The following is a 22,676-nucleotide window of genomic DNA, read 5'->3' on the forward strand; positions in this document are numbered from 1 at the left end:
TTAACTACCCCAGAAGGAAGTGAAACCATCATGCATGATTTTAGGAATCATATTAGACAGCTTTTCGGCTGATTTTGAGAAACGAGCTTCTTCCACGTTCGAGGCTGTATTCATCTCATCCCACTCATTACTTGTGCAGAATAGGAATAGCTTCTTCAATGCTTCTTCTGTTTTCAGATCATTCCCTGTTAATCTAGGAAGAACCTTTTGAACCAGCTGGTAGTCAAAAGCTTCGTCAAATTCCATCAGCTGTCCTTCGTCGTTATAAATCATGTAAAAACAAACTTCATCTCGCACCCGATAGCCGAAATGAGCCTTGATCGGTTCCAATATTGTATTTACTTCAACAAGCAGCCCAGTAACAACTCTCACAAGATCCTCATGACCAAAGAAAGCATCCTTCAGATTTAGAAACCTTCCAGCCATTTGTTGATTGTCTATAGCTACTGGTCTAGCAATCGAATTCTTTGTTAGAAACCCAAAATGATCTAACACCACGTCATTGTATTCAATCGTATTCGCCCGATCTAACACCTTTGGACTGAATGGATGAGTCGTCTCGTCCATATTCACTGTGCCAATAATGTAGAAATTATCTCGTAAAAGAAGTCTCCCTACTTCCTCTTCCTCCACAACAGGAGCAGAAACCATCTCCCCATCCTGGCGATCACGACTTTCCATCACACTCAACAAGTCACTAAAATAGTATTCTACTCGTGCTAAATTCATCTCATCCAACAGTAAAAAATAAGGCTTGTCACGGCTTTCTGGCTTATTTGCTTCCATTAATACTTTTGTTAACGGTCCTGCCTGGAACTCTCCTTTAATATCACGATATCCAATAAGGTCCGATCCGTCACTCCAGTCAGGTCGTACTGGGATTAGGGCAAACTGCCCAGTTTCAGCCGTTGCACCTAGACTTTCAGCAAGCAATTGAACAATCTTCGTTTTACCCGTACCTGAAATACCGGACAGAATAACGAATGGTTTTGTCTTTAAAGAAAGGTATAAGTTGATGATATCTTTACGATCATAATAGTATCCTTTAGCAGAAATATAATTATGGATATGATCAATTAGTTCATCATCCTTCTGAAACTCGACTTGGATTCCCTCTACTTCAGGCAGGACTTCATCTGTTTCACCTTGAGTATTAGAATACTCTATGTATCTCTCATAATAGGCAATCATGCTCTCTAGATCGTCCACAAGCTCTCCTTCAGAAGGCATGTCGTCTCTACGATATTCTATGTAAGCTGCGGTCGATAATGCATACCCCCTCGCTTTACTTGACTCTCCTAGATATACTTCATTATCCTTCTTTACCGAAGCCTTCATTTCAACATGATCACGGATTTCCTGCTTACGCTTCAACATTTCTTCTCTTGTCGTTTCTGTTACTCCCTGTGCCAACGTTAGATAAAGTCTACCCATATCTTCACTGAATAAATAAACGATATAATAGCCTCTTTGAGTAGAAGTCGTAATTACTTTATTCATAATGGCAATCCAAGGAACAGACGCCCAGTTCCCTTGACCCACCGAGCCAGTAACAGTATATTGATCATTTAAACAATGCAGCTGCTTGAACTCTTTAGGGACATCGCTTCTTACATATGATCCAAGCTCATTCCCTCCAAAGGGTTGGGCCTTCGCTTGAACGTAGTTATTCATGATATATAAGAGTTTTTCACGTATCGAGGTTTTCACAGTTGGGTGCTCCTTTAGTATATTGACTTGAATATTCGGGGTGTACTCATCATCGATTATTAAATCTACATATTGAAGCCATTTGAGGAGGTTCGTTGTTCTTTCTCTCGCTACACTATCCAACATTAAATTATCCCCAAGTGAATTCCTTACTATTAATTTCCCTACCTCAACTAATGCTCTTTTTTTCTCATTTGGCCCATGATCTTTTAATAAACCTAAAATTTCTATTGCGATTTTAAAATACTCTTTATGTAACATAAGTTCCCGTAATAGCTTTATCTTGTTAGATGAGCGAATGTATTTATCGAAGAGTTCCTCGTTTTGATGATGATCCTTATCCAGGAAACCTAACAACCTTAAGTCCTGACGCGCTCTCGACTTAATTCGATACTCATTACCTTTCAGTTGCTCACTTAATCTAACAGGATGATACGTACCCTCAATAACCTCCTCTAAAAAGGTCATTACTTTATGAATCTGCTCATTCGGCAAGTCATCTGTTTTAAACTCAATAAATGAAATCGCTGTCTTTTGCCCTTTCTCCACTACCTTTACAAAAGGCAGCTTTGAGAAGAAAGACATTATAAAAGAAGTTCTCCCCTTCGTTTTTACAAAATCCTCTTTAGTAGCCACTCGAATCGAGGAAAACTCTTCCCATGCTTGTTGTAGAAACTCAAAAGAAATGGATTCAATTGAAGTAGTTTTCTCTCCACGCTGAAATTTCTCCAATGATGACTCGGTCTCTACATAAATCCCTTTTTCATCTATTTTTCTAATGTAGTTCCTCTTCTTTATCGATAAGGTTTCTATCATTTTTGTTTGTTCTGCCAATGCTTTTATGATTTCTATTATCATAGTTGTCTCCTAAATAGTCATTTTCTATAGTTTATCACAATTATTTCCATGTAATAAAAAAGCCTCTCTGCAATATGCAAAGAAGTTTTAAATAACTTATTCCGTATCCAATTATATGACGTAAACCGTCTTCCCCATAGTGCTACTGACTATTATATCCTAGCCTAACCGAGAGGTAATCAATTCAATCGAACTCAACCAATCAATCCTTTACCTCAATCAAAAAGATCTTCTCTTCAAACCCACCACGCTTCTCCGCTTTCTCTTTACGCACCGCTTCAACTTCTTCTATAGAAGATCCATGATGCTTAGCCAAAGCATGAATAATCTCTAACAGATCCGCCAGTTCTTCTACTGCTTCTCCATTCGATTCAGCTGTGCAATACTCGTCCAGCTCTTCATAGCTTTTTTCTTTTAAATATTTTATGTAATCCTGATCATTTAAGAATTCTGTTGAAAACTTTTTTCCTGTCTTCTCAATAATTTGTGGAATTTTATCTCTGACTAGTTTGTTGTACGTTGGCATATTACGACCTCCTATTTTATGTATATTAACATTTTAACACGACATATAGTTGCAAATAAAAACACTTTAAGTCTGCCACTTACAAATCTACTATTCCGTCACACTTTATTTCAAAATGTGGCGTTTAGTCTGTGTTAACTCTCGATTCCCCCTTGAATAATAGAGTTAGAGGTGGGTAGTGAGAGATGGATATACATAACGGATTAAACAACATTATTGGCAAGCAGATTCGTAAAGAACGAAAACTTCAGAATTTAACGATTGATGAATTAGCAGAACTAGCTGGTCTTCATCACACCCACATGGGAGACATTGAAAGAGGAAATGTCAATACTACTATCGTCACCCTTTTCAATGTAGCTGCCGCGTTAAACCTTAATGATCCATCTGACTTGTTGACCAAAGCCACTAAAGATCTTTACCCTCACTTTCAAGAAGAAGTGAAAAATCGTACAATTAAGAAGAGGTAAACTTTCATTATATTAATCTCTATTTAACTAGGGAGGTATCATGAATAAAAAAGAATTTTACGTCATTAAAGATAAAGATACCGTCCGCTACACGATTATGGGATTTAATTGTAAGGACGGATATGGAGAAGTATTTATTCGAGACAAAAACTCAACAACTTACGCTTTTAGAGGATTTAATAGACAACAAACGTTGAAAGAAGCTAAAAAGCAGATTAACTCTTTAACTTAGATACCTTTACTAAACCTTAACTATGCACTAAAAAAGGTGACACCAATTGTGTCACCTTTTTTAGTATTTACTCCCAATATCTTAACCCCATCATCAAGAATGTCTAAATAAGAAATGGCTAAACTTTTGTTATGAATCACAAAGAAAAAGAGGCACCATAAAAGCACCTCTATGAATACTATTTGGATTCAAACTTTTTTTCTGAATCTACTTTTTCCAGTTCCGTTAAAAGTTCTGATGTGTTCTCCCATTCTATACATCCTTCTGGAGTAGGTGCAGAGTGATCAATCAGAGATAAAAGCAGCTTCTTAATTTTTTCAAACGCTGTTGGGTCTTTAGTCAAAGTCATTAATGCATTGTAAGGCTTTTCTCCTTTCACAACTTCATTAAAATACGCCTCTTCAAAATTCGGCACAGATGCTAGAAGTCTTACTTTACTTGAATCAGTATGCAGCCTAACTGTATCTATAATCTTTTCATTGGAAGACCAAGCCTTGTTTTTCTTTGGCTCACCATCTAATTTCTTCTTATTTGAATAAGGTCTATCAGAGTCGTGAAGTACTGAATAAGAGGAATCGAAATGATTTAATATCTTTACCAGAGATACAATGGTATCCTTCCCTCTCGCTCGTATTATATGAACACCTTTAAAAAGGTCAGGTTGAGTCTCCAAAATATATTTAAATGCAGTATATTCCGTATCTCCTTCTACAATAATAGAATGGCCACCAAAGAAAAACTCTGCTACATACGGATCAAACATATTTAGGAGTTTTAACCTCTTCTTATCTTCCTGATCAAGTAAAGCTCTTCTAGGTCTAAATAATGTAGTTCCCTTTATATTTCCGTTTCCACTACGCTCTACTCTAACAATCGTCGTATTATCTCTTGCTAAATCAATAAATGCAGGCGAATGAGTAGTAACCATAACCTGCCAATTATTGTTCTTAGGTAAATCATACAAGCTTTTACAGGCTTCCCTAATTGCACTGGGATGTAAACATAGCTCAGGTTCATCCAAAAGTAACACATGAGGTCTTTCATTTTTCTTTTTCTTTTTGAGTTCTGTCTCATTAACAAAGCGTAGTGCAGCCCATAACAATGTTCTTCTAGCCCCGCTACCTTGTTTCGCAATTGAACTTTGGTATCCACCCTCAGGTCCCATTAAGAGCTGAGATTTAGCCTTAAATAAACTCACGCTTTTTTCAATTTCCTCATGAGGCCTAGCATCAAATTTAACTTCATATCCCGGAAAAACATCGCTAATAAGGCTAGATAATTGACCTTCTGCTTCTTCTATTTCAGTTTTAGAATCAATTAATATCTGTTCTTGCATTTCTTGAATTTTAATTAATAATTTTTCATAGTCAGTCTGATCATCTCCTCCATCCCCTGACTTAGTTGACATACTTTTAACTTTTTCTGAAATAATTGAAGAAAGAATTTCTGTAATTTCATTTGCTTGTCTTTCAGGATTCTCAAATGCTTCCACTAAATGAGGTTGTGGTCTTTGAGAATTTGCTACATTAGGAGCACCCCAAGGTACATTATCTGACCATTTCCCTTGTTCAACATCGTAACCCCTTCTTATTGGAAGACCAACATCTTTCCAAATCCATTGCTCTCGAACATATTTTTCCTGAGTATTATCATCTATTCTAATCCAACGGTCCCCTGGACTATTATCATGGACAATAGTATGCAATTCCATCTCAGAATATATGCCTTCAATAATTTGGCTATTTGGAAAATCATCCAGAGTTAACTTACATGCATTGGATCCATGAGACATTATAACCTCATAAGCTTTAAGTATAGTGCTCTTTCCTACATTGTTAGAACCTACTAAAACAACAATATCATCCAATTCAATTTCAACGGGTTCGTTTCCAATACACCTAAAGTTTTTTATTATTAGTTTACTCAACCGCGGTCTAGGAACATTCGGATCTTTGGATTCTAAAGTCACTTCTGTCTCACTCTTCTTTTTAGCCAACAGAATTTCCTCCTTTAGATTAAAATTTTTCAAGTAACCTCTTAAACTATGGCAATACCTGACACTATTAGACTAACATAAAATCCATTATTTGTAATTATTTTACATATATAAAGAGTTTTAAAGAGATTATGATATCACTAATATCTTTCTCTTTTTTTCAACACCGCATACAAAGTTCTAAGAGTCATAATAGAAGTACAATGGGAGTACCAAAAGCAGGTGAAATTCTTTTATTTCCATAGTTGAAAACATTACAATATTCCCATGTAAATATTCACACCCACACCCCTCCTCCTACATATTTACAGTATAATAAAGAAAAGAAGCAATAAAGGAGATTTAAAGGATGGGCTATCAACCGGAAGCACAACTCGAAAAAAATTTACATAAGCAGCTAGTAGATCAAGGATATAAACCTGTTAAGATCCAAGACTACGAAGCTCTATTAATAAATTTCAAGCAACAACTCAACACTTTCAATGAACATAAATTAAATGGACAACCATTGTCCGATGTTGAATTCAAGAGAATTCTTACTTTAATCGAAGGTAAAAGCATATACGACTCCGCAAAAATACTAAGAGATAAGCTATTAATTGAGCGTGAAGATGGTACACAACTTTATGTAGAACTCATGAATACTAAAGACTGGTGCAAGAACTTGTTCCAAGTAACGACTCAAACGACGGTTAAAGGTACTTATACCAATCGATATGATGTGACGATTCTTATTAATGGTTTGCCTCTTGTTCAAATTGAGCTGAAGCGTCGTGGGTTAGACTTCAAAGAGGCGTTCAATCAGATCCAACGTTACCGCCGTCATACGTTTAACGGTCTATATCGATTCTTACAGATCTTTGTTGTGAGTAACGGAGTAGATACGAAGTACTTTTCTAACTCGGATTATGACATTCAGTTTGGGTTTACGTTTTTCTGGTCAGATGAGAAGAATGAATTGATTACAAACTTACAAGAGTTCAGTAGTGCGTTCTTAAAACCATGCCACTTAGCCAAAATGATCAGTCGTTATATGATCATCAATGACACGGATAAGGCGTTGATGGTAATGCGTCCTTATCAAGTATATGCTGTAGAATCGTTGGTACAACGCGCGACGGAGACGAAGAACAACGGTTACATTTGGCATACTACTGGGTCGGGGAAGACACTTACTTCCTTTAAAGCTGGCCAAATTTTAGCGGATGAAGAAAGCATCAAAAAAGTTTTCTTCTTAGTTGATCGCCAAGACCTGGACAGTCAAACGATCTCAGAATTCAACAAGTTTCAAAAGGGTGCGGTAGACCGGACAGACAAAACCGAAATCCTTATTGAACAAGTTCAAAATCCAATGAAACGATTCATTGTGACGACAATTCAAAAAATGAATAATGCGATTAAGAACCCTAAATATGCAAAGATCATGGCACCATACAAACAGGAGCGAGTTGTCTTTATCATTGATGAATGTCACCGCAGCCAATTTGGTGATATGAGAAAGGAAATTGATCAGCACTTCCAAGGTGCACAGTACTTCGGCTTTACAGGAACGCCGCGCTTTGTTGAGAACAAGAGCCAAGACGGACGTACAACAGCTGATCTATTTGAGAAGTGCCTGCATCATTATCTTATTAAGGATGCGATTCGTGATGGGAATGTTTTAGGATTTTCAGTCGAGTATATTCGCACCTTCAACGCAAACATCGATGAATCAGATGAGACAGAAGTACATGCTATAAACACGGATGAAGTATGGCACGACGAACGTCGTTTAAACCTTGTTGCTGATCATATTATTGATAATCACCAACGACGTTCTAAGAATAAAGGGTATTGTGGAATGTTCGCAGTAGATTCCATTGCAACATTAATAAAGTATTACGATATTCTCAAGTCGAAGAACCACGACCTTAAAATTGCTGGTATCTATTCATATGGGCAAAATGAGGATAGTGACGGAATGAGTGAACATTCTCGTGAAGCGCTAGATCGTATGATTACAGATTATAACAAGATGTATGAAACCGACTTCTCTACTGAAACATGGGATCGATATTTTTCCGATGTATCCAAAAAAGTAAAAAATGCTAAGGTTGATATTCTACTTGTCGTTAAAATGTTCTTAACTGGATTTGATAGTAAGCCTCTCAATACACTTTATGTAGATAAGAACATGGTGTATCACGATTTGGTGCAAGCCTATAGTCGTACAAATCGAGTCGAGAAATCAACTAAACCCTACGGAAACATCGTTAACTACCGAAACCTAAAAGACAATACAGATGAAGCCATTAAGTTATTCTCTAGAACAGACAATGTAGATACTGTTCTAATGGGTAGCTATGAGGAATATTTAAAAGCCTTTAAGAATGCTGTGAAAAATCTTCGAAGCATTGCTGTCATCCCAGAAGAAGTTGACGAGCTAGAGCGAGAAGAAGATAAAAGAAAATTTATCATTGCATTTAAAAGTGTGACGAAATTCCTTCAACGGTTACAGTCGTTTTCAGACTTTGAGTTTGATGAAAAAGAACTGACAATCTCTCAGCAATCCTATGAAGATTTCAAAAGTAAATACTTCAAAGTATATGAAGACTTTAAACGGAGTGAAGTACCAAAAGAATCGATTTTACATGACATCGATTTTGAGTTAGAGCTAATGCATACAGACAAGATTAATGTCAGTTACATCTTGAACCTGATTGCGACCCTCAACACTGAGAATAACAAGGAACGAGACAAAGAGATTCGTTTTATTAAACAAGAGTTAGATCATGCCTCAGATCCGAAATTACGACTGAAGATTGAATTGATTAAAGGATTCCTGGATAAGATCGCTCCAACTCTTACTCCAAGTGATTCTGTTATGGATGCCTACAACCGTTACGAAGAAGCAATGAGCGAACAGGAACTCGAATCATTCGCAAAGAAAGTTGATATCGAAGACAGTGTCTTGCGAGAACAGGTCTCAACGTATGAGTACTCCAATTTAATTGAAAAAAATGTAATTATGGATTCTTTACCAGGTTCTTTCTTAAAAAAGAACAAAGCAATCAAAGCAATCACCTCTTTTATTCATGATTTTTCTGAAAAGTATGGTGCATAACTTTGGAGAGCGCAAACCCAGCGCTCTCCTTTGATATTTTTAAAAATATCAATTGCCATATGAAATTATATCCATTAAACTAAACGGAGTGTTACATTTAAAAATATCAAGGAGGTGTGCCGTGAAACTTTATGAAATTGCTGAATTTACTCAAGGTGCTTTTATAAACCGTTTAGAAAACTCTTCTTCTGAGAATGAATTATTTAAAGTTAAACCTCTTTCATTAAAGGAATTTAATGAAACACTTGGACTGAATTATCGAATGTCAAGAGAAAAAAATGCCGAAATATTTGTCGCAAAAAAAAAATTAACGCCTAACTTATTGACTGATACAAATAGTATTATCCTAAATATACATACGCAAAAGATAGCTTTGTTACCAGAGCAATATACTGGGCTATTAATCACAAATAATTTTATAAAAATACAATTAACAAGTTATGTAGATGAAGCTTTTTTTGAATGGTACTTTAATGAACATCCGTTCGTCCAAAAACAGCTAACTGTATTATGTGAAGGAACTGCCAATTCATCATTAAAACTCTCTCATTTAAGAAATTTAGAAGTTGATTTACCGCTCTTTAAACAACAAGTTACTATTGGCAAAATTGCACAATTTAAAAAAAGAAAAAAATCATTGATGGCTGAAAAAAACAGATTACAACAGTTATATATACAGCAAAATTTGATACAAAGCATCACTAATTTAGGGGGAAGCAAAAATGACAACAAGTGAAAGACAACGTCAGCAACAAGCTGAACTACATAAAAAATTATGGGCTATGGCAAACGACTTAAGAGGTCAGATGGATGCCAGTGAATTTAAAGATTACATTTTAGGGTTAATCTTCTACCGCTACCTTTCAGAAAAAGTAGAAGCTCGCGCCAACGCATTACTAAAAGAAGATAACATTTCATTCGCAGAGGCATGGAAAAATGAAGAATATCGAGAAGATTTGGCAGAGTACTTGATAGATGAATTAGGTTATGTCGTTGAGCCGCAATTCTTATTTTCTCAATTTCTGAAAGAGATTGAGAAAGGAGCTAACGGTATCTTTGACGTCGAAATGCTACAAAACGGAGTTAAAGCCATTGAGTCGTCTACTTTAGGATCAAGAAGCCAAGAAGATTTTCAAAATCTATTTGATGATATGGACTTAACTTCATCACGCTTAGGGCGTACTGTAAAAGACCGTACAAGCTTAATCAGTAAGGTAATTGTCAATATTGCCGAGATTCCTTTCCTCCAGGATGATGTGGAAATTGATATTTTAGGAGATGCATATGAATATATGATCTCTCAATTTGCAGCAAATGCAGGAAAAAAAGCTGGTGAGTTCTATACTCCACAACAAGTATCAAGAATCTTAGCTAAGATTGTGACAGCTGATAAAACAGAAATTCGTGATGTATATGACGGGGCTTGTGGATCAGGATCGTTACTTCTTCGAGTAGGTAGAGAAGCAAAAGTTCACAAATATTACGGCCAAGAGAAAGTATCCACAACATACAACTTAGCCCGAATGAACATGTTACTTCATGATGTTCCATATCAGCGCTTTGATATTCAAAATGCAGATACTTTAGAAGAGCCTCAACATTTGGAGCAACGTTTTGAGGCAATCGTTGTTAATCCTCCATACTCAGCAAAATGGAGTGCGGATGATAGGTTCAAGGAAGATGAGAGATTTAGTGCCTATGCAAAGCTAGCACCAAAATCAAAAGCAGACTTTGCTTTCATACAGCACTTTATTCATCAATTAGATGATAATGGGACTATGGCTGTCGTATTACCACATGGTGTCCTTTTCCGTGGAGCAGCAGAAGCAACAATTAGAAGGTATTTAATTGAAGAAAAGAATTATCTAGATGCAGTAATCGGATTACCTGCAAATATTTTCTATGGTACAAGTATCCCAACTTGTATTCTTGTATTTAAGAAATGCCGTAACCATAACGAAAATGTGTTATTTATTGATGCATCTAATGAATTTGAAAAAGGAAAAAATCAAAATCATTTATCTGATCAACAAATTGAAAAAATCATCACTACTTTCTTAAAACGCGAAGTAAAGGACAAATATTCATACGCAGCCTCCTTAGATGAAATTCGAAAAAATGAATTTAATTTAAATATTCCTCGTTATGTCGATACATTCGAAGAAGAAGTACTGATTGATTTAAGTGCAATTACTAATCGTTTGAAAGAAATTGATGAAGAAATTAAGGAAATTGATCTTGAACTCGATAAGTACTTTAAAGATTTGGAAGTGTAATTTATGGAAAAACCAATGCTAAGATTTAAAAAATTCAAGGATGAATGGTCAGAAATAAGTATAGATAATATAGTCACAAGAATTACTAGAAAAAATACTAAACTAGAGTCCACTATTCCCCTAACTATTTCAGCGGAATTCGGTTTAGTCGATCAAACCACTTATTTCAACAAAAAGGTATCCGCTACTGATTTAAGTGCCTATTACTTAATAAAAAAAGGGGAATTTGCTTATAATAAGAGCTATTCAAAAAATTATCCTTGGGGAGCTATAAAAAGATTAGATAATTATGAAAAAGGTGTATTATCAACTCTATACATTTGTTTCTCCATCAACAAAAACACAATTCCAGATTTTATTAAACACTATTTCGAATCTGACAAATGGTATAAACAAATTTCATTGATTGCAGTTGAGGGGGCAAGAAATCACGGGTTGTTGAATATTTCAGTTAACGATTTCTTTAAAATCCTGGTTAGAATACCATCTGTAGAAGAACAGTCAAAAATATCATTGTTCTTTGAAGCAATAGATTCAAATATTAAACTCCAACAAGAAAAAATTGAACTACTGAGAGAACAGAAAAAAGGATATATGCAGAAAATCTTTAGCCATGAGTTACGTTTTAAAAGTGAGGATATTGAAGATTATCCAGCCTGGAAAAAAGTAAAACTTGCAAGGTTAACCAAAAGAACTGGTAAAAAAAATTCAAAAGGGATTAAGTACCCTGTCGCTGCTATTAGTAATAAAAAGGGATTTACTTTTGAAGCTGATCGTAATTATTCTAATACGAATGTTGACTTAAAAACATATAAACTCGTTCATAAAAATGAATTTGCTTATAATCCAGCGAGAATCAATGTAGGTTCTTTTGGTTTTCAAAACGTAACCGACACTGCAATTGTAAGTTCATTATATGTAGTATTTGAAACTTTACCTGAGTTGTTAAACTCATTTCTAAAAGCTTATATGCACTCTCGATACTTTAATCAAGATGTTATTAGAAACACCGAAGGTAGCGTGCGTGAATACTTATTCTATGAAAATTTCGCTAACATTGAAATACCATTACCTTGTCTTGAAGAACAGGAAAAGATAGCACAATTCTTAATGAAGTTAGACTCCAAAATTCTTAAAGAAGAACAAGTTTTAGAAGGTCTTAACATTCAAAAAAAAGCCTTCATGCAGCAAATGTTCCTCTAACAAAAAACCAAATAACTGGTGTACCATTATACTAATAAGAACCCGCCCCTGAATTTTGGAGTTTTGAAGTGAATAAAATTATATAGATAATCAAGTAAAAAGAAAGCTTCTTCATACACTGATGTAAAGAGAAGCTTTCTTTTGTAATACTTCATACAACAAAATTGAATATCAAATCATAAAATAATAAATCTTGTGAATTGTTCGTCATCCGCTTCTAAAATAAGAATAGAATATTCCTCATAAAACCCCTGATAAATAGTTGATAAACTTTCAATCTCATTTAATATATGATTGTTATGTTTACCTTCGTCACTCTGCAATAGCAATTCCTTTTTCTCCCACAAGCTCAATCGCTGCTCTTCCATATATAAAAGAACATTCTTCAACTCCTGAATAAACAAAGGCGCATTCATTTTCAACTGTTCAAACCGCTCTTCTATATTTGGCTTCTGGGGAGTTTTCACCACTTCACCTTCACCAAAATAAGCCTGAAGCGATTTATACAGCTTTCTCATCTCATCTTCCGAAAGCGTAACTCCTTTTCCCATCTTGGAATGCGTCTCATCCCACGTACGGACATCAAATTTCGGTTTGGTGTCATTCCAACTGACAAGATTGAGTTGTTTTTTCCATCCTATGTTGTTGACGGACAGGGTTGCGATTTCTTCTTGGATTGTGTACTTGATGTTGGCCATTTGGAAGTCCTCCTTGATTTACTGTTTGTAGATGGATTTATTGAAATCCTTTGCTACGTAGTCTTTTGTATTAAAGTCGCGGACCATTTGGCAGATCATAGTCGGTTTGGATGCTGTGTACAGCATTTGCAGTTCTTTTTTTGCCCTGGTCATGGCAACATAGAGTAGTTTTCTCTCATCATTAAAGATGTCATTAAAGTCTTTATCATAGCTATCAGTATTTGTTTTACCATCACATCTCTGTTTTAATTCTTCTATTCTTTTTTGGTTCGGGTAGTGACTACGATCAAAGTGAATGACGAATACGTAGTCAAACTCCAGCCCCTTTACGGAGAAAGCATCTGTATAGAAGATCGGTTTTCTCGCTTGATTAAAGTCAAACCGCTTTGCATAGTCATTGGTTTGGATGACATTGAACTCTCTTCTTAACATATCATACACCATGCAATCTCTTGCTGCATTTGCGTCGTAGTCATGCCGGTGGATAATGGCGATAGAAGCGCCTGGATCTTTTTGATGAATGTCTTTAATTTGTTTTAGCAAATAACGGTTTTGCCATTTTGTTTGAGAGAAATAGCGAATGATCGGAACAGCCCCTTCACGAACAAAGTGCTGATCGTCGTAACGGTCGTTCTCTTCGTCATCAAATTGGATACGACCGGCCAGCTGCATGATTTGCTTCGTAGACCGGTAATTCGTTTTCAATGTTCGATTTTTCCTACCTTCAATGTTTAACCCTAATTCTCTGTAGGAGAAAGGACTGCGTTTATAGATGCGCTGCTTAGGATCTCCTGATACGACAATCGATTTCTTCTGAAGAGCAATGAGCGATTTTAATTGCATTGCTTGTAGATCCTGAACCTCATCAACAAAAATATAGTCATACTTCAACGATTCAGGTATCTCTTCCAGATGCTTCAGCAAAAGAAGCGCATAGTCTTCTAAATCCAAATGATTTTGGAATTTTTCTTTTAGCATGTCACGATATTGGTTATACAACGTAAAGACCGTGTTTCGCTGTTCCTTTGTCAGTCTAGGGTTGGCCCCTCTTCCCGCACGTTCACATTCAGCATACTGTTCCCATGTAATAAACCCGTTTGCCTTCATCCATAGCACTTCATCCATTAAGAACTTCCCTTGATGAGTTTTATACAACCTTTGCTCAGAGGGGAGCTTTTCATAGTCTGGTGAAGTAATAAAATTATCTACGAGCACCATAGTTCTACGGGTAATCATTTCTTCTGCATTCTTAATGTTTCGCAAGCTCATTTTCAAATGTCGAGCGTTAGCAAATCCAATCTCTTTTAAGATATCTGTCGCTGCATTGTGAAAGGTCTTTAAGTGAACCGTATGCTTGTCTTTAATATCCTGAAATTTAGAAGATTGTTGGATCCGTTTCCGTGCATCTTCTATTAACGTTTGGTTATACGAGCAATAAAGGATACGCTTACGATCATTTTCCTGATCCATTACCTTGAGTAGTTTGTAAAGAAGCGTTAAGCTTTTCCCACTTCCTGCTGATCCATTAATCAGTAAGTGCTCTTCCTCTTGCTGGACCACGGAAATTTGTTCTGGACTTAATTGAATATTTGGAAGCAGCCCTTGTGCATCAAAGTAGTTTTGCCAGGCTTTGGCTGACCTTTTCGCGAACGTTCGCTGCTTCTCAATTAAACTAGTCATTGGCATCAACGGCATACTCTCCTTCCTGACAACTCATTAAGAATGGACACATTCTACAATGCTTACCACTGTGAGCATATATTTTAGTTCCTTTAATGGTCTGTGCAAGTTCATCCAAATGTGACTCTAGCTTAAAGGAATTGTTCTCATATTGATGTTTCGCTTTCCAGTTCTCTGTTACTTTATTGCTACTAAAGAGTTTTTGAACACGATCCATCGCTTGGGGATAATAGATATTTTCGTAAGACTTGTATTCTCTTAGTCCCTTTGCAGAGGATGTTTCGATTAAGTTTTCTTTTAATGCATTCGTCCAATGGGGAAACATTGGATACACGGTCTCCCTTACTTCCTCTCTACCTTCCCCTTGCTCAGCAAGCAATTTCCCTACGATTGCAAATACCTGTTGTTGGTGAAAAGATTGCTCATAAATAGGGTGCTGTTCAATAAAGGAATTAAGGAAGAATTTCTTTTTGCAAAAGTCGCTATCCAGCCAGAGTAAGTCTGGAACTTGAGAAAGACGATCTTTATCGATTTCTTTATCGGAAGTTTCTGGCTCATCCCAGTCAAATTCAACTTGACTACTTTCTCCAGGTTCTTTATCAGTTGAATATAACTCTTGCAAAATAGACAGGTAGATACTCGGACCATCTCTATCTACTAACCCTTCAATATAACTAAACGTAGTCATTCCATTCCCAAAAGCGAGCAAGTGGTAAATGTTATATAGAGCAGTACTTCTTGTGACGCGTCGTGAGTAGTAATCAACCAGTAAGGCATTTAATCGGATCTCCCGATTAATCGATATGTATTGATCATATATACTCTTCTTTAACCACGTATGATTCAACAAGCTTGGTAGTTCCGGCGACTTCCAAGGAAACGTTTTGAAGGAAAGCCCGGTAACATGAATGTGATCCGTCATCAAGACTTTACCAGCAAGTTGGTCAAAGTTTCGAATAACACCTTGATCCTTGCTCTTGGAACCCAAGTACAACGAAAGATAGGCGAAGATCTCTTCTTTTCCATATTCCCAATGCGAGTTAATAGGTGCTTTAAACACCTTTTCAAATCTTAGCTTTAGATCGTCAGGCCATGAACTATTGACCGATTCGTAAACCCCTTTTAATGTTTGAAAGTATTCGGAGACATTCACTTGTCTATCCTCTTCAATCAGCAGCTTATTTAGCTTTCTTGCCAAGTCTTTCGTACACTCGATTAATTGTTTGATGGTGATGGAATATCTTGATCTGTGCAGAATCGGAAAGCTTCTCCAAGGATTTGTAAGATACCTTTTCATCCGATTCCGTCCTGCCTGTTCTTTCCCTACCTCATCAAAAATATCTCCGACTTCTTGAAAGGTAACCAGAGCCTGAAGACGATTCATTAACTCGGGAAACGTTTCAACGTCTTCCAAATACGATCGCATATCAATTAATAGGGTCAGTGCTTGTTCACCATTCATTCCTCCAGATTCCACCCAGCCGGAAGTCATCATGTTGACGTAATGGTCATAAGAGAAATGAATCCCATCACTTTTCTTCTCACAGCTCTGGAGTGATAGAAAGAACTGACCATACTTCGTTGAATAGAAAGAATCGTTACTCGTTAACGACGAATAGATGTTTAAATTTTCATCAAAAATGGCAAAGATCTCATATTGATTCTCCACAATAGGATTATTCCTGACGTGCTCTTTAAAGCTGGTTGGATGTTCATACCATTGAAAATCGATATTAACTGTGTCACCCGAAGTATCGTGAATGTTTTGATCAAGGTATTGAGCGAATTTTGCCCCTTTTTCAGGTACCGATTCCTCTGCGCAGACCCATTCGTCTTTTGAAACCCCTAGTATATTTTCATATATACTTCTCCAGTTTTTATAGAGATCTGGAAAATCGGGATTATAAGGAATACAAAAGATGACCTCTAATCCGATTCGTTGGAATAAATGGAACAGGCTCATTCTTTCTACATCCATATAGTCGAAGTGATGAACATATAATTTGGTTATCTTTTCAGACCGCTGAAACGTTTCCTTTAAAGTATCTGGAGACAGTGTCGCTCTACTTCTAAAGCAATCAATAATGACGTCTTCAGTCATCAGATTCTCTAATAATGTTATAAGGGCTTTTTGTTCAACGTTGAGTCCTTCCAAAGGAATTAATTTCAATCCGCCCATATTCATTAGGAAGAGGATAGAGTCTACGTAATCAATGATTACTTTTTCTCGTTGTTTTTCTTGTAGCGCTGGAAATCGCTCGTTTACAAATGATCTGACCTTAGATTGTATGTAGATCTCTACTTGTGGGCTTTTCCATTCAGGGAATAACTCTTTCGTAAAGGATTTATATCCAATTACTCGGTCAGTGTTGGATTGTTGCCTTAAATATTGAGCAAAGCTGGCACTCTGTGTAAGGTGTATTTCGTTTTCAGAAGTTACGAAATCCTGATAGAAGTTTTTTGTATGTTTATAATAATGTACTTTGAACATGTAACTTCTCCCCACTTTCCACTAAGTCATTCCAGCATTCAACTCTCGATGCATTCATATGATCACTTCCATGAACCAACACCGACATTTTCGCTCGTGTTAACGCAACATACAAGAGCCTTGTTTCTTCCCCGATGGTTTCTGCATTCTCATCTGTAATATTCATATTAAAGAGGTTATTTTGAAAATTCATTCCATACCACTTCACATCATATCCATAGTTCCAGTTCCCTTGTTCTTGAACCAATAAGTGGTTCGTAAAGTGATCGTGAAGGAATGACATCTCCGTAGAAGGCAGAATCACATAATCAAACTCTAACCCTTTCGCCTTATGAACAGTCATTACTTTAAAGCGGTGTAGCTTCTCGTCTCTCTTTTTCCATTCATTCTCTGACGTATCCGTCGCGACCTTAATCGACAGAAATTTTTCTATATCATAAATGGAAGACGTAATATCACTAAATTCTTTCTTAAGGATAAATAATAAATGCTCTAAGTTCGCTTTGTATTCCTCATATCGTAAGATCGCCTCATCTTTAATAATAGAAGTGTCCTGATTGGGAAACTCCAGTCGTTTCTCCTGATAAAAGCGCTTACGGTAAATGTCTGCAGGATCCGTTGTTTCTACGATTTTTTCTAAAAGTTGCAGAGCATTTTCACTGCTATTCATATCGGGATGTTGTTCTACCTCATCTAAAAGGTTTATGGTCGTATTTTTTTCATAATCAAGCTGGTTAATAAAAGTCATTATGTCTATTCTATTTTCTCCATATGAAGATTGGTGAAAAGCAAAACGATCCTTTGGAACCTTAGAATGAGTGAACCTTCTTACTAACATGTAAAATTCCCTAACCGGAACAGAACGGTAAAATGAACCTGAAAGATCGGCCTCACAGAAATACCCGGCCCTCTCAATTCTTCTCACTGTTTCTGTCGCCTGGCGATTAGAACGAACTAGAAACGCGACTTCGTTTCCATACAATCTCTTTAACAAGGGCTTTAGCGATGTGTCGTCTAATCGGATCGTATTCATCCCTTCAGAGTCTTCACCCTTTATAACTGGCTTCAAAACATCTGTTTTTTGATAAGTAAACCGCTTCACTCGTTCATCCCATTTCTCGAAGAGCTGATTGAATTGTGCTAACAAGAGAGTAGTAGATCGATAGTTTTTCTGAAGGGAATATTCTATATATGGTTCCTGGTTCAATTCGAGTTGATAGATCAACTGATTAAATGCGGTATAATCTGCTCCTCTAAATCGATAAATGCTCTGCTTCACATCTCCTACGGCAAACAGCTCGGCTGAATATTTACTAGCTAACCAGCTAACATACCGCACCTGTGACTCGTCTGTATCTTGGAATTCATCCACAAAGACGTACTTCAACGGTAGTGTCAATTCGTTTTCTCTCAGGAACCGAACTTCATCTAACCGACTAATCAGATCATGAACTTCCATCGTTCCTTCACGCTGCTTTAAATGAAGGAGTGAACTTGTCACATGCCGAATAATAAATTGAGCATAAAAGTGAAACTGCTTTTCATCCAGCCCATAATTAATCCTCAAAATGTCTTTGTGACTAATCGCTTTATTGTGGATTTGCTCCATCATTTGAGAAAACAGTTTAACCATCTGATGATGTGGGACTCTCTTGAATGCCTGATAGACATCTGGGTATTCAGAAGCAAATTTATCAATCGCCTTCTCAATCTGTTTTCGTTGCTCATGACGGTAACTTCTAATCTCAATTAAATGAGGAAACCCTAATGATTTCCCCTCATGCGCAAGAAAATAACTCGCAAAAGCATGGATCGTTCCAATAAACATCGAACTCATCTCTTCCAGCCATTCAAGGTACTTCTTATCACGAGTCAATTCATAGTAATCCTTAAACTTCTCCATCAGTTTAGATCTCATGTGAATCGATGCTTCATTTGTAAATGTAATCAATACAAATTCCTTTAGATCCACTGAAGATTGGTGAAGGTGTTTCAAGAAGGCAATACGATTGATCATCGTCGTCGTCTTACCAGTTCCGGCTCCTGCCTTCACTAAAGAGTGAGATCTAGCTTCTTTGTGTTCAAGTATGTACTGTGACAAATTAAATGAGCTAGTATGGTCAAAATATGTTAACCACTTATGATGAGTATCTTTTCCATCATATATCAACAATTCTTTATTCAATTCTTGGTTGTACTTTATTTGAAATGTATTAACTAGTTTTTTCTTAGATGCTTGATTTAAGTATTGATCGGTAATCACCTCTGCAGGATCATCAAAGGATAATAGGAAAACCTTATTTCCTTTCATTATGTATCTTTTTACAGCATCCATGATTTCTCGATTCACTTCAGGGACAAACCATAGTACTGAATAGAGTGCTTCGTTCATGTATTCCACACCTTTATTTTACATTTTAATTACATTGTTACATCACTATTACCATTCTACTATAATTTGTAAGGAGTCTAAAGGTAGAAAATGTAACCAACTCCCCATTTTTAGTATATTTTAGCTAATAACCCGTGCAAAAAAAGAGATGGGTCTACACATAAAAAGAAGAGTGTAAGCACAGAAACCCGTGCACACACCCTTCAATCTTATTATTGTCCACTATATTGTTCATTTCCAACAAAGGATAAAAACAAAAGGTCTTTCTTATGCTCTTCATCTTCGAACTTTATATCCCAACGTCTTTCCATGAATTCAAGTAGCTTTAACCCACGACCCAGTATATTCTCGGCGTTCCAATCTGAATAGGTTGATACTTCAATTTCGCTATGAGAGCCTTCTGAGTAACCCCTTCTAAGCTTAAGACCTTGTGCATTCACTTTAGCTGATTTTTTGTCAGGAAAACTGTCGTTTTGTAAACTTGAATTGATACTACTAGAAAGAGGAAGTAAATTTCCTAACGAACCTGCCAGGGTACGCTTCTCTTCTAACGTAAATTCATTAAATACATTCACCCAATAATCCTTACTAGGGGTTTGTGGATAGATATGTTCGATTGATACCTTATCTTTTTCGCTTTTCACAAAGTAGTTCCAATCAATTTTTTGATTTCCAAGTTGGTGAACCTTCTCGCTTTCATATTCATATAGAAAATACCTCAGTCCATTCCAGTCATAAAAACCATTCCCATTCTTATATAGGCGCTGAATATATGTTTTGAATGGCTGATAGTCAAATCCACTCTCTGGTTTTAACCACTCTTCTACTCTCTCTCTTAACATTCCACAAATCTCATCAACCGATATTTCTCCGTTTCTAAGCAATCTAGTTGTCTTATAATACTCGTTATTTCGATACGTAGAGAAAGCACGACCTAATCTAAAGGCAATGAAAATAAATCGTTCTATATCTTTGAATAATTTAATTCGATCAGCTGAATTTACATCAGGTGAAATAAAGGAAACTGTCACTAAAGGTCTGAAATAGGCAATTCCGATACGATTTAAGCGATCCAACCACATTGCCTCTTCAAGGGTTAATTCGTTATTGTTTAATGGATTAAATGTATCGTACCAATGTACCGCTGCTGACTTAAGACTTCCCACATAATCTTCTATTTCTTTTGGAGAGAGCTTAGATATCTTCACGATACTATCTACTTCTAATTCGTCCTGATCATCGACCGCTTGCTCGTCACGTACTTCCTCCACTGCAAAGACTGTTGAAGCCTTAACTTCCGTTTTATTAAAAATATTATGCGGAGTGAACTTTTCGTCCAGCAAAAACCGAATATAGTCATCGCCTTTTTGCCTTGTATATTGGAAATACATGATCCAGTGCGCTGTAAGAAAATCATCATCAGAAAGGGGTTTCTGCTTATTGCGACCAAGTTGATAATAAACTTCTTTCCACGCATCGTTGATTTTCCCACGTAGACTCTTTCTTTCATCATTTTTTAATTCATCTTCCTCGTAAAGAGTTGTGAGGTAAATGAGACGATTCTTTAGAAGTTCCAGGTTGGAAAGCCTTTTTCCACGATTATTCATCGTTTCAAATGCAACGAAAACATCAAAATCATCTTGTATTTCGTGAATATTAAACATCAAGTTTTGAGTCGTTTTCTTAAATAGGGTTTCAATCTCAGAAATTCCAAACTTATCATAATAATTTTGTAGGTTCTCTTTAAAGAACCTCTTTGCATTTTCCAGATTCAGCGTGTAGAACGTTTCTTTTATACTTCCACTATTGGGCTCCCCGAATATACGGTGACGCAGATATTTAAAACTAGGATTATCCGTCTCATAGCCAAACTTGTATGTATTAATAATAAACTGTGGTGGCTTTTGAATGACTAAATACTCTTCCTTGATTTGTTTCAAGCTAAAGGTCCCAATATAAATTTCCTCGTCTTTTTTGTTTTGATTTTCAGGTAAACCCTTAACAAGATCGACGATTCCTTGAATAAAGATAACAAACGTAGTAAGACGTTGCTGTCCATCCACAATATGAAATGGCTTAAAGCCTCTGTCTTCTATTAACCACCCTTCCTCATTCCAACTTTTCCAACCATCTCTACTTACTTCTTTAAGGGATAATAAGCCTGTATAGTGAAACCTATCTGAAGGTAAATTAACAAGGTCTTCCCAGAAGTCTTTGACTTGTTTTGTAGACCAGGCATATCCCCGTTGGTAATCTGGGATTTTGAAGATACGATCTTTAAATATTTGTTTTAGAGATTCTAACTCTTTCATGTTAAATCCTCCCCTTGTTAGGTAGTTGAATTTTTTCACTTGGTATCATTTATTCTTTTTGGAACCTGACGCTGGTTGCTGTAAAGCAATCTCTACTAATATTCTAGATAGAATTAGAGATAAACTCTTCAATTTTGATAATCTAGAAAAGCTTTCACGAAACATATATACAGAAGAGATTAAAATCATTAGTATCCCTATAATTAATAAGTACAACATTAATAAGAGCTTAGCTTGTTCTGTGTTACCGTCAGATAATGATTTAAAGCTGAAAGATAGCAGTCCTGAAGTGAATAATGCTACAACCAATGATCTAATGTAAGGATGGTTATAGGCTGCTGGTGAATTGCTTAAGTAGTCAATTTCTTTGGTTACGTATGCATCTAGACTTTCAAGTTGTTCCTTAGAAGCGAATTTTTGATTTCTAAGAAACTTCCTGAACCCTTTCAATCTCTCCCTCTCAACCGATGGATCATGATCCCTTACTTTTTCTTGATGTTTATAACTAACAATTGTTATCGCGGCGAAGACAACAAGGCTAATTATTATAAACTTTAAATTCATGAAGAAGTAACTCACAAATATTCCAACACCACTTAGCACAATTAATAATAGATATAAAATTAACCAACGATTTCTTTGGATATTATCTTTAATCAACGAGAATAAACTGAATTTTTTTGTGTATTCTTTCAGTATCTTATCTAGATTCAACAATTGTCCCTCACT

14 protein-coding genes and 1 pseudogene are annotated in these 22,676 nt (G+C 36.2%); 6 read left to right on the top strand and 9 right to left on the bottom strand.

Annotated elements, in window-relative coordinates; translation table 11 throughout:
- Together BAA9072_RS02110 and BAA9072_RS02115 are read right to left on the bottom strand one after the other, a co-directional pair.
- Nucleotides 1-2,568, bottom strand: coding sequence for an MrcB family domain-containing protein (locus BAA9072_RS02110; protein ID WP_201713019.1), 2,568 nt, complete (start codon nucleotides 2,566-2,568; stop codon nucleotides 1-3).
- A 202-nt stretch (nucleotides 2,569-2,770) separates the two neighbouring features.
- Nucleotides 2,771-3,094 carry a nucleoside triphosphate pyrophosphohydrolase gene (locus BAA9072_RS02115; protein WP_201713020.1) on the bottom strand — a complete coding sequence of 108 codons (324 nt, stop codon included), beginning with the start codon at nucleotides 3,092-3,094 and terminating at the stop codon, nucleotides 2,771-2,773.
- A gap of 185 nt (nucleotides 3,095-3,279) precedes the next feature.
- Between BAA9072_RS02115 and BAA9072_RS02120 the strand changes: the two genes are divergently transcribed.
- Complete coding sequence (locus tag BAA9072_RS02120; protein WP_201713021.1) at nucleotides 3,280-3,564, top strand: helix-turn-helix domain-containing protein; 285 nt, start codon at nucleotides 3,280-3,282, stop codon at nucleotides 3,562-3,564.
- 40 nt (nucleotides 3,565-3,604) lie between these two features.
- The gene (locus tag BAA9072_RS02125; RefSeq protein WP_201713022.1) at nucleotides 3,605-3,796 is read left to right on the top strand and encodes a hypothetical protein; all 192 of its coding nucleotides are present in this window, start codon (nucleotides 3,605-3,607) and stop codon (nucleotides 3,794-3,796) included.
- Between the two features lie 178 nt (nucleotides 3,797-3,974).
- Here BAA9072_RS02125 and BAA9072_RS02130 read toward each other — a convergent pair whose 3' ends face one another.
- Nucleotides 3,975-5,792 (bottom strand): ATP-dependent nuclease, encoded by a 1,818-nt coding sequence (locus BAA9072_RS02130; RefSeq protein WP_201713023.1) that lies wholly within the window; start codon nucleotides 5,790-5,792, stop codon nucleotides 3,975-3,977.
- Nucleotides 5,793-6,141: 349 nt separating this feature from the next.
- Here BAA9072_RS02130 and BAA9072_RS02135 point away from each other — a divergent pair, with 349 nt between their 5' ends.
- From BAA9072_RS02135 to BAA9072_RS02150, 4 genes are all read left to right on the top strand, one after another.
- On the top strand, nucleotides 6,142-8,895 hold the full coding sequence (locus tag BAA9072_RS02135; RefSeq protein ID WP_201713024.1) for a type I restriction endonuclease subunit R: 2,754 nt from the start codon (nucleotides 6,142-6,144) through the stop codon (nucleotides 8,893-8,895).
- A 121-nt stretch (nucleotides 8,896-9,016) separates the two neighbouring features.
- Nucleotides 9,017-9,631 (top strand): restriction endonuclease subunit S domain-containing protein, encoded by a 615-nt coding sequence (locus tag BAA9072_RS02140; RefSeq protein WP_201713025.1) that lies wholly within the window; start codon nucleotides 9,017-9,019, stop codon nucleotides 9,629-9,631.
- Nucleotides 9,618-11,171 (top strand): type I restriction-modification system subunit M, encoded by a 1,554-nt coding sequence (locus BAA9072_RS02145; RefSeq protein WP_201713026.1) that lies wholly within the window; start codon nucleotides 9,618-9,620, stop codon nucleotides 11,169-11,171. Before BAA9072_RS02140 ends, BAA9072_RS02145 begins: the two co-directional genes overlap by 14 nt.
- Nucleotides 11,172-11,174: 3 nt before the next feature.
- On the top strand, nucleotides 11,175-12,374 hold the full coding sequence (locus BAA9072_RS02150) for a restriction endonuclease subunit S (protein WP_201713027.1): 1,200 nt from the start codon (nucleotides 11,175-11,177) through the stop codon (nucleotides 12,372-12,374).
- A gap of 494 nt (nucleotides 12,375-12,868) precedes the next feature.
- On the opposite strand, the pseudogene BAA9072_RS24115 reads toward BAA9072_RS02150, so the two are convergent.
- The 6 genes and pseudogenes from BAA9072_RS24115 to BAA9072_RS02180 all read right to left on the bottom strand — a co-directional run.
- A pseudogene (locus BAA9072_RS24115) lies at nucleotides 12,869-13,072 on the bottom strand (YdbC family protein); the annotation flags it as partial.
- Between the two features lie 18 nt (nucleotides 13,073-13,090).
- A complete protein-coding gene (locus tag BAA9072_RS02160; protein WP_201713199.1) occupies nucleotides 13,091-14,758 on the bottom strand; it encodes a UvrD-helicase domain-containing protein in 1,668 nt (555 codons plus the stop codon).
- On the bottom strand, nucleotides 14,745-17,243 hold the full coding sequence (locus tag BAA9072_RS02165; RefSeq protein WP_201713029.1) for a hypothetical protein: 2,499 nt from the start codon (nucleotides 17,241-17,243) through the stop codon (nucleotides 14,745-14,747). Before BAA9072_RS02165 ends, BAA9072_RS02160 begins: the two co-directional genes overlap by 14 nt.
- Nucleotides 17,221-19,635, bottom strand: a complete 2,415-nt coding sequence (locus BAA9072_RS02170; protein ID WP_201713030.1) for a UvrD-helicase domain-containing protein — start codon at nucleotides 19,633-19,635, stop codon at nucleotides 17,221-17,223. Before BAA9072_RS02170 ends, BAA9072_RS02165 begins: the two co-directional genes overlap by 23 nt.
- Before the next feature lie 212 nt (nucleotides 19,636-19,847).
- The gene (locus BAA9072_RS02175) at nucleotides 19,848-21,947 is read right to left on the bottom strand and encodes a DUF262 domain-containing protein (RefSeq protein WP_201713031.1); all 2,100 of its coding nucleotides are present in this window, start codon (nucleotides 21,945-21,947) and stop codon (nucleotides 19,848-19,850) included.
- Nucleotides 21,948-21,992: 45 nt separating this feature from the next.
- Nucleotides 21,993-22,661 carry a hypothetical protein gene (locus BAA9072_RS02180; protein ID WP_201713032.1) on the bottom strand — a complete coding sequence of 223 codons (669 nt, stop codon included), beginning with the start codon at nucleotides 22,659-22,661 and terminating at the stop codon, nucleotides 21,993-21,995.
- Between the last annotated feature and the right edge of the window lie 15 nt (nucleotides 22,662-22,676).

This window comes from Rossellomorea arthrocnemi (assembly GCF_904424705.1).
Taxonomy (GTDB): Bacteria; Bacillota; Bacilli; order Bacillales; family Bacillaceae_B; genus Rossellomorea; species Rossellomorea arthrocnemi.

Excerpts from the sequence above, each read along its gene's own strand:
- BAA9072_RS02120 (WP_201713021.1), top strand. The coding sequence starts at position 3,280 with ATGGATATACATAACGGATTAAACAACATTATTGGCAAGCAGATTCGT.
- BAA9072_RS02135 (WP_201713024.1), top strand. The coding sequence starts at position 6,142 with ATGGGCTATCAACCGGAAGCACAACTCGAAAAAAATTTACATAAGCAG.
- BAA9072_RS02150 (WP_201713027.1), top strand. The coding sequence starts at position 11,175 with ATGGAAAAACCAATGCTAAGATTTAAAAAATTCAAGGATGAATGGTCA.
- BAA9072_RS02125 (WP_201713022.1), top strand. The coding sequence starts at position 3,605 with ATGAATAAAAAAGAATTTTACGTCATTAAAGATAAAGATACCGTCCGC.
- BAA9072_RS02160 (WP_201713199.1), bottom strand. The coding sequence starts at position 14,758 with ATGCCAATGACTAGTTTAATTGAGAAGCAGCGAACGTTCGCGAAAAGG.
- BAA9072_RS02170 (WP_201713030.1), bottom strand. The coding sequence starts at position 19,635 with ATGAACGAAGCACTCTATTCAGTACTATGGTTTGTCCCTGAAGTGAAT.
- BAA9072_RS02115 (WP_201713020.1), bottom strand. The coding sequence starts at position 3,094 with ATGCCAACGTACAACAAACTAGTCAGAGATAAAATTCCACAAATTATT.
- BAA9072_RS02175 (WP_201713031.1), bottom strand. The coding sequence starts at position 21,947 with ATGAAAGAGTTAGAATCTCTAAAACAAATATTTAAAGATCGTATCTTC.
- BAA9072_RS02110 (WP_201713019.1), bottom strand. The coding sequence starts at position 2,568 with ATGATAATAGAAATCATAAAAGCATTGGCAGAACAAACAAAAATGATA.
- BAA9072_RS02145 (WP_201713026.1), top strand. The coding sequence starts at position 9,618 with ATGACAACAAGTGAAAGACAACGTCAGCAACAAGCTGAACTACATAAA.
- BAA9072_RS02165 (WP_201713029.1), bottom strand. The coding sequence starts at position 17,243 with ATGTTCAAAGTACATTATTATAAACATACAAAAAACTTCTATCAGGAT.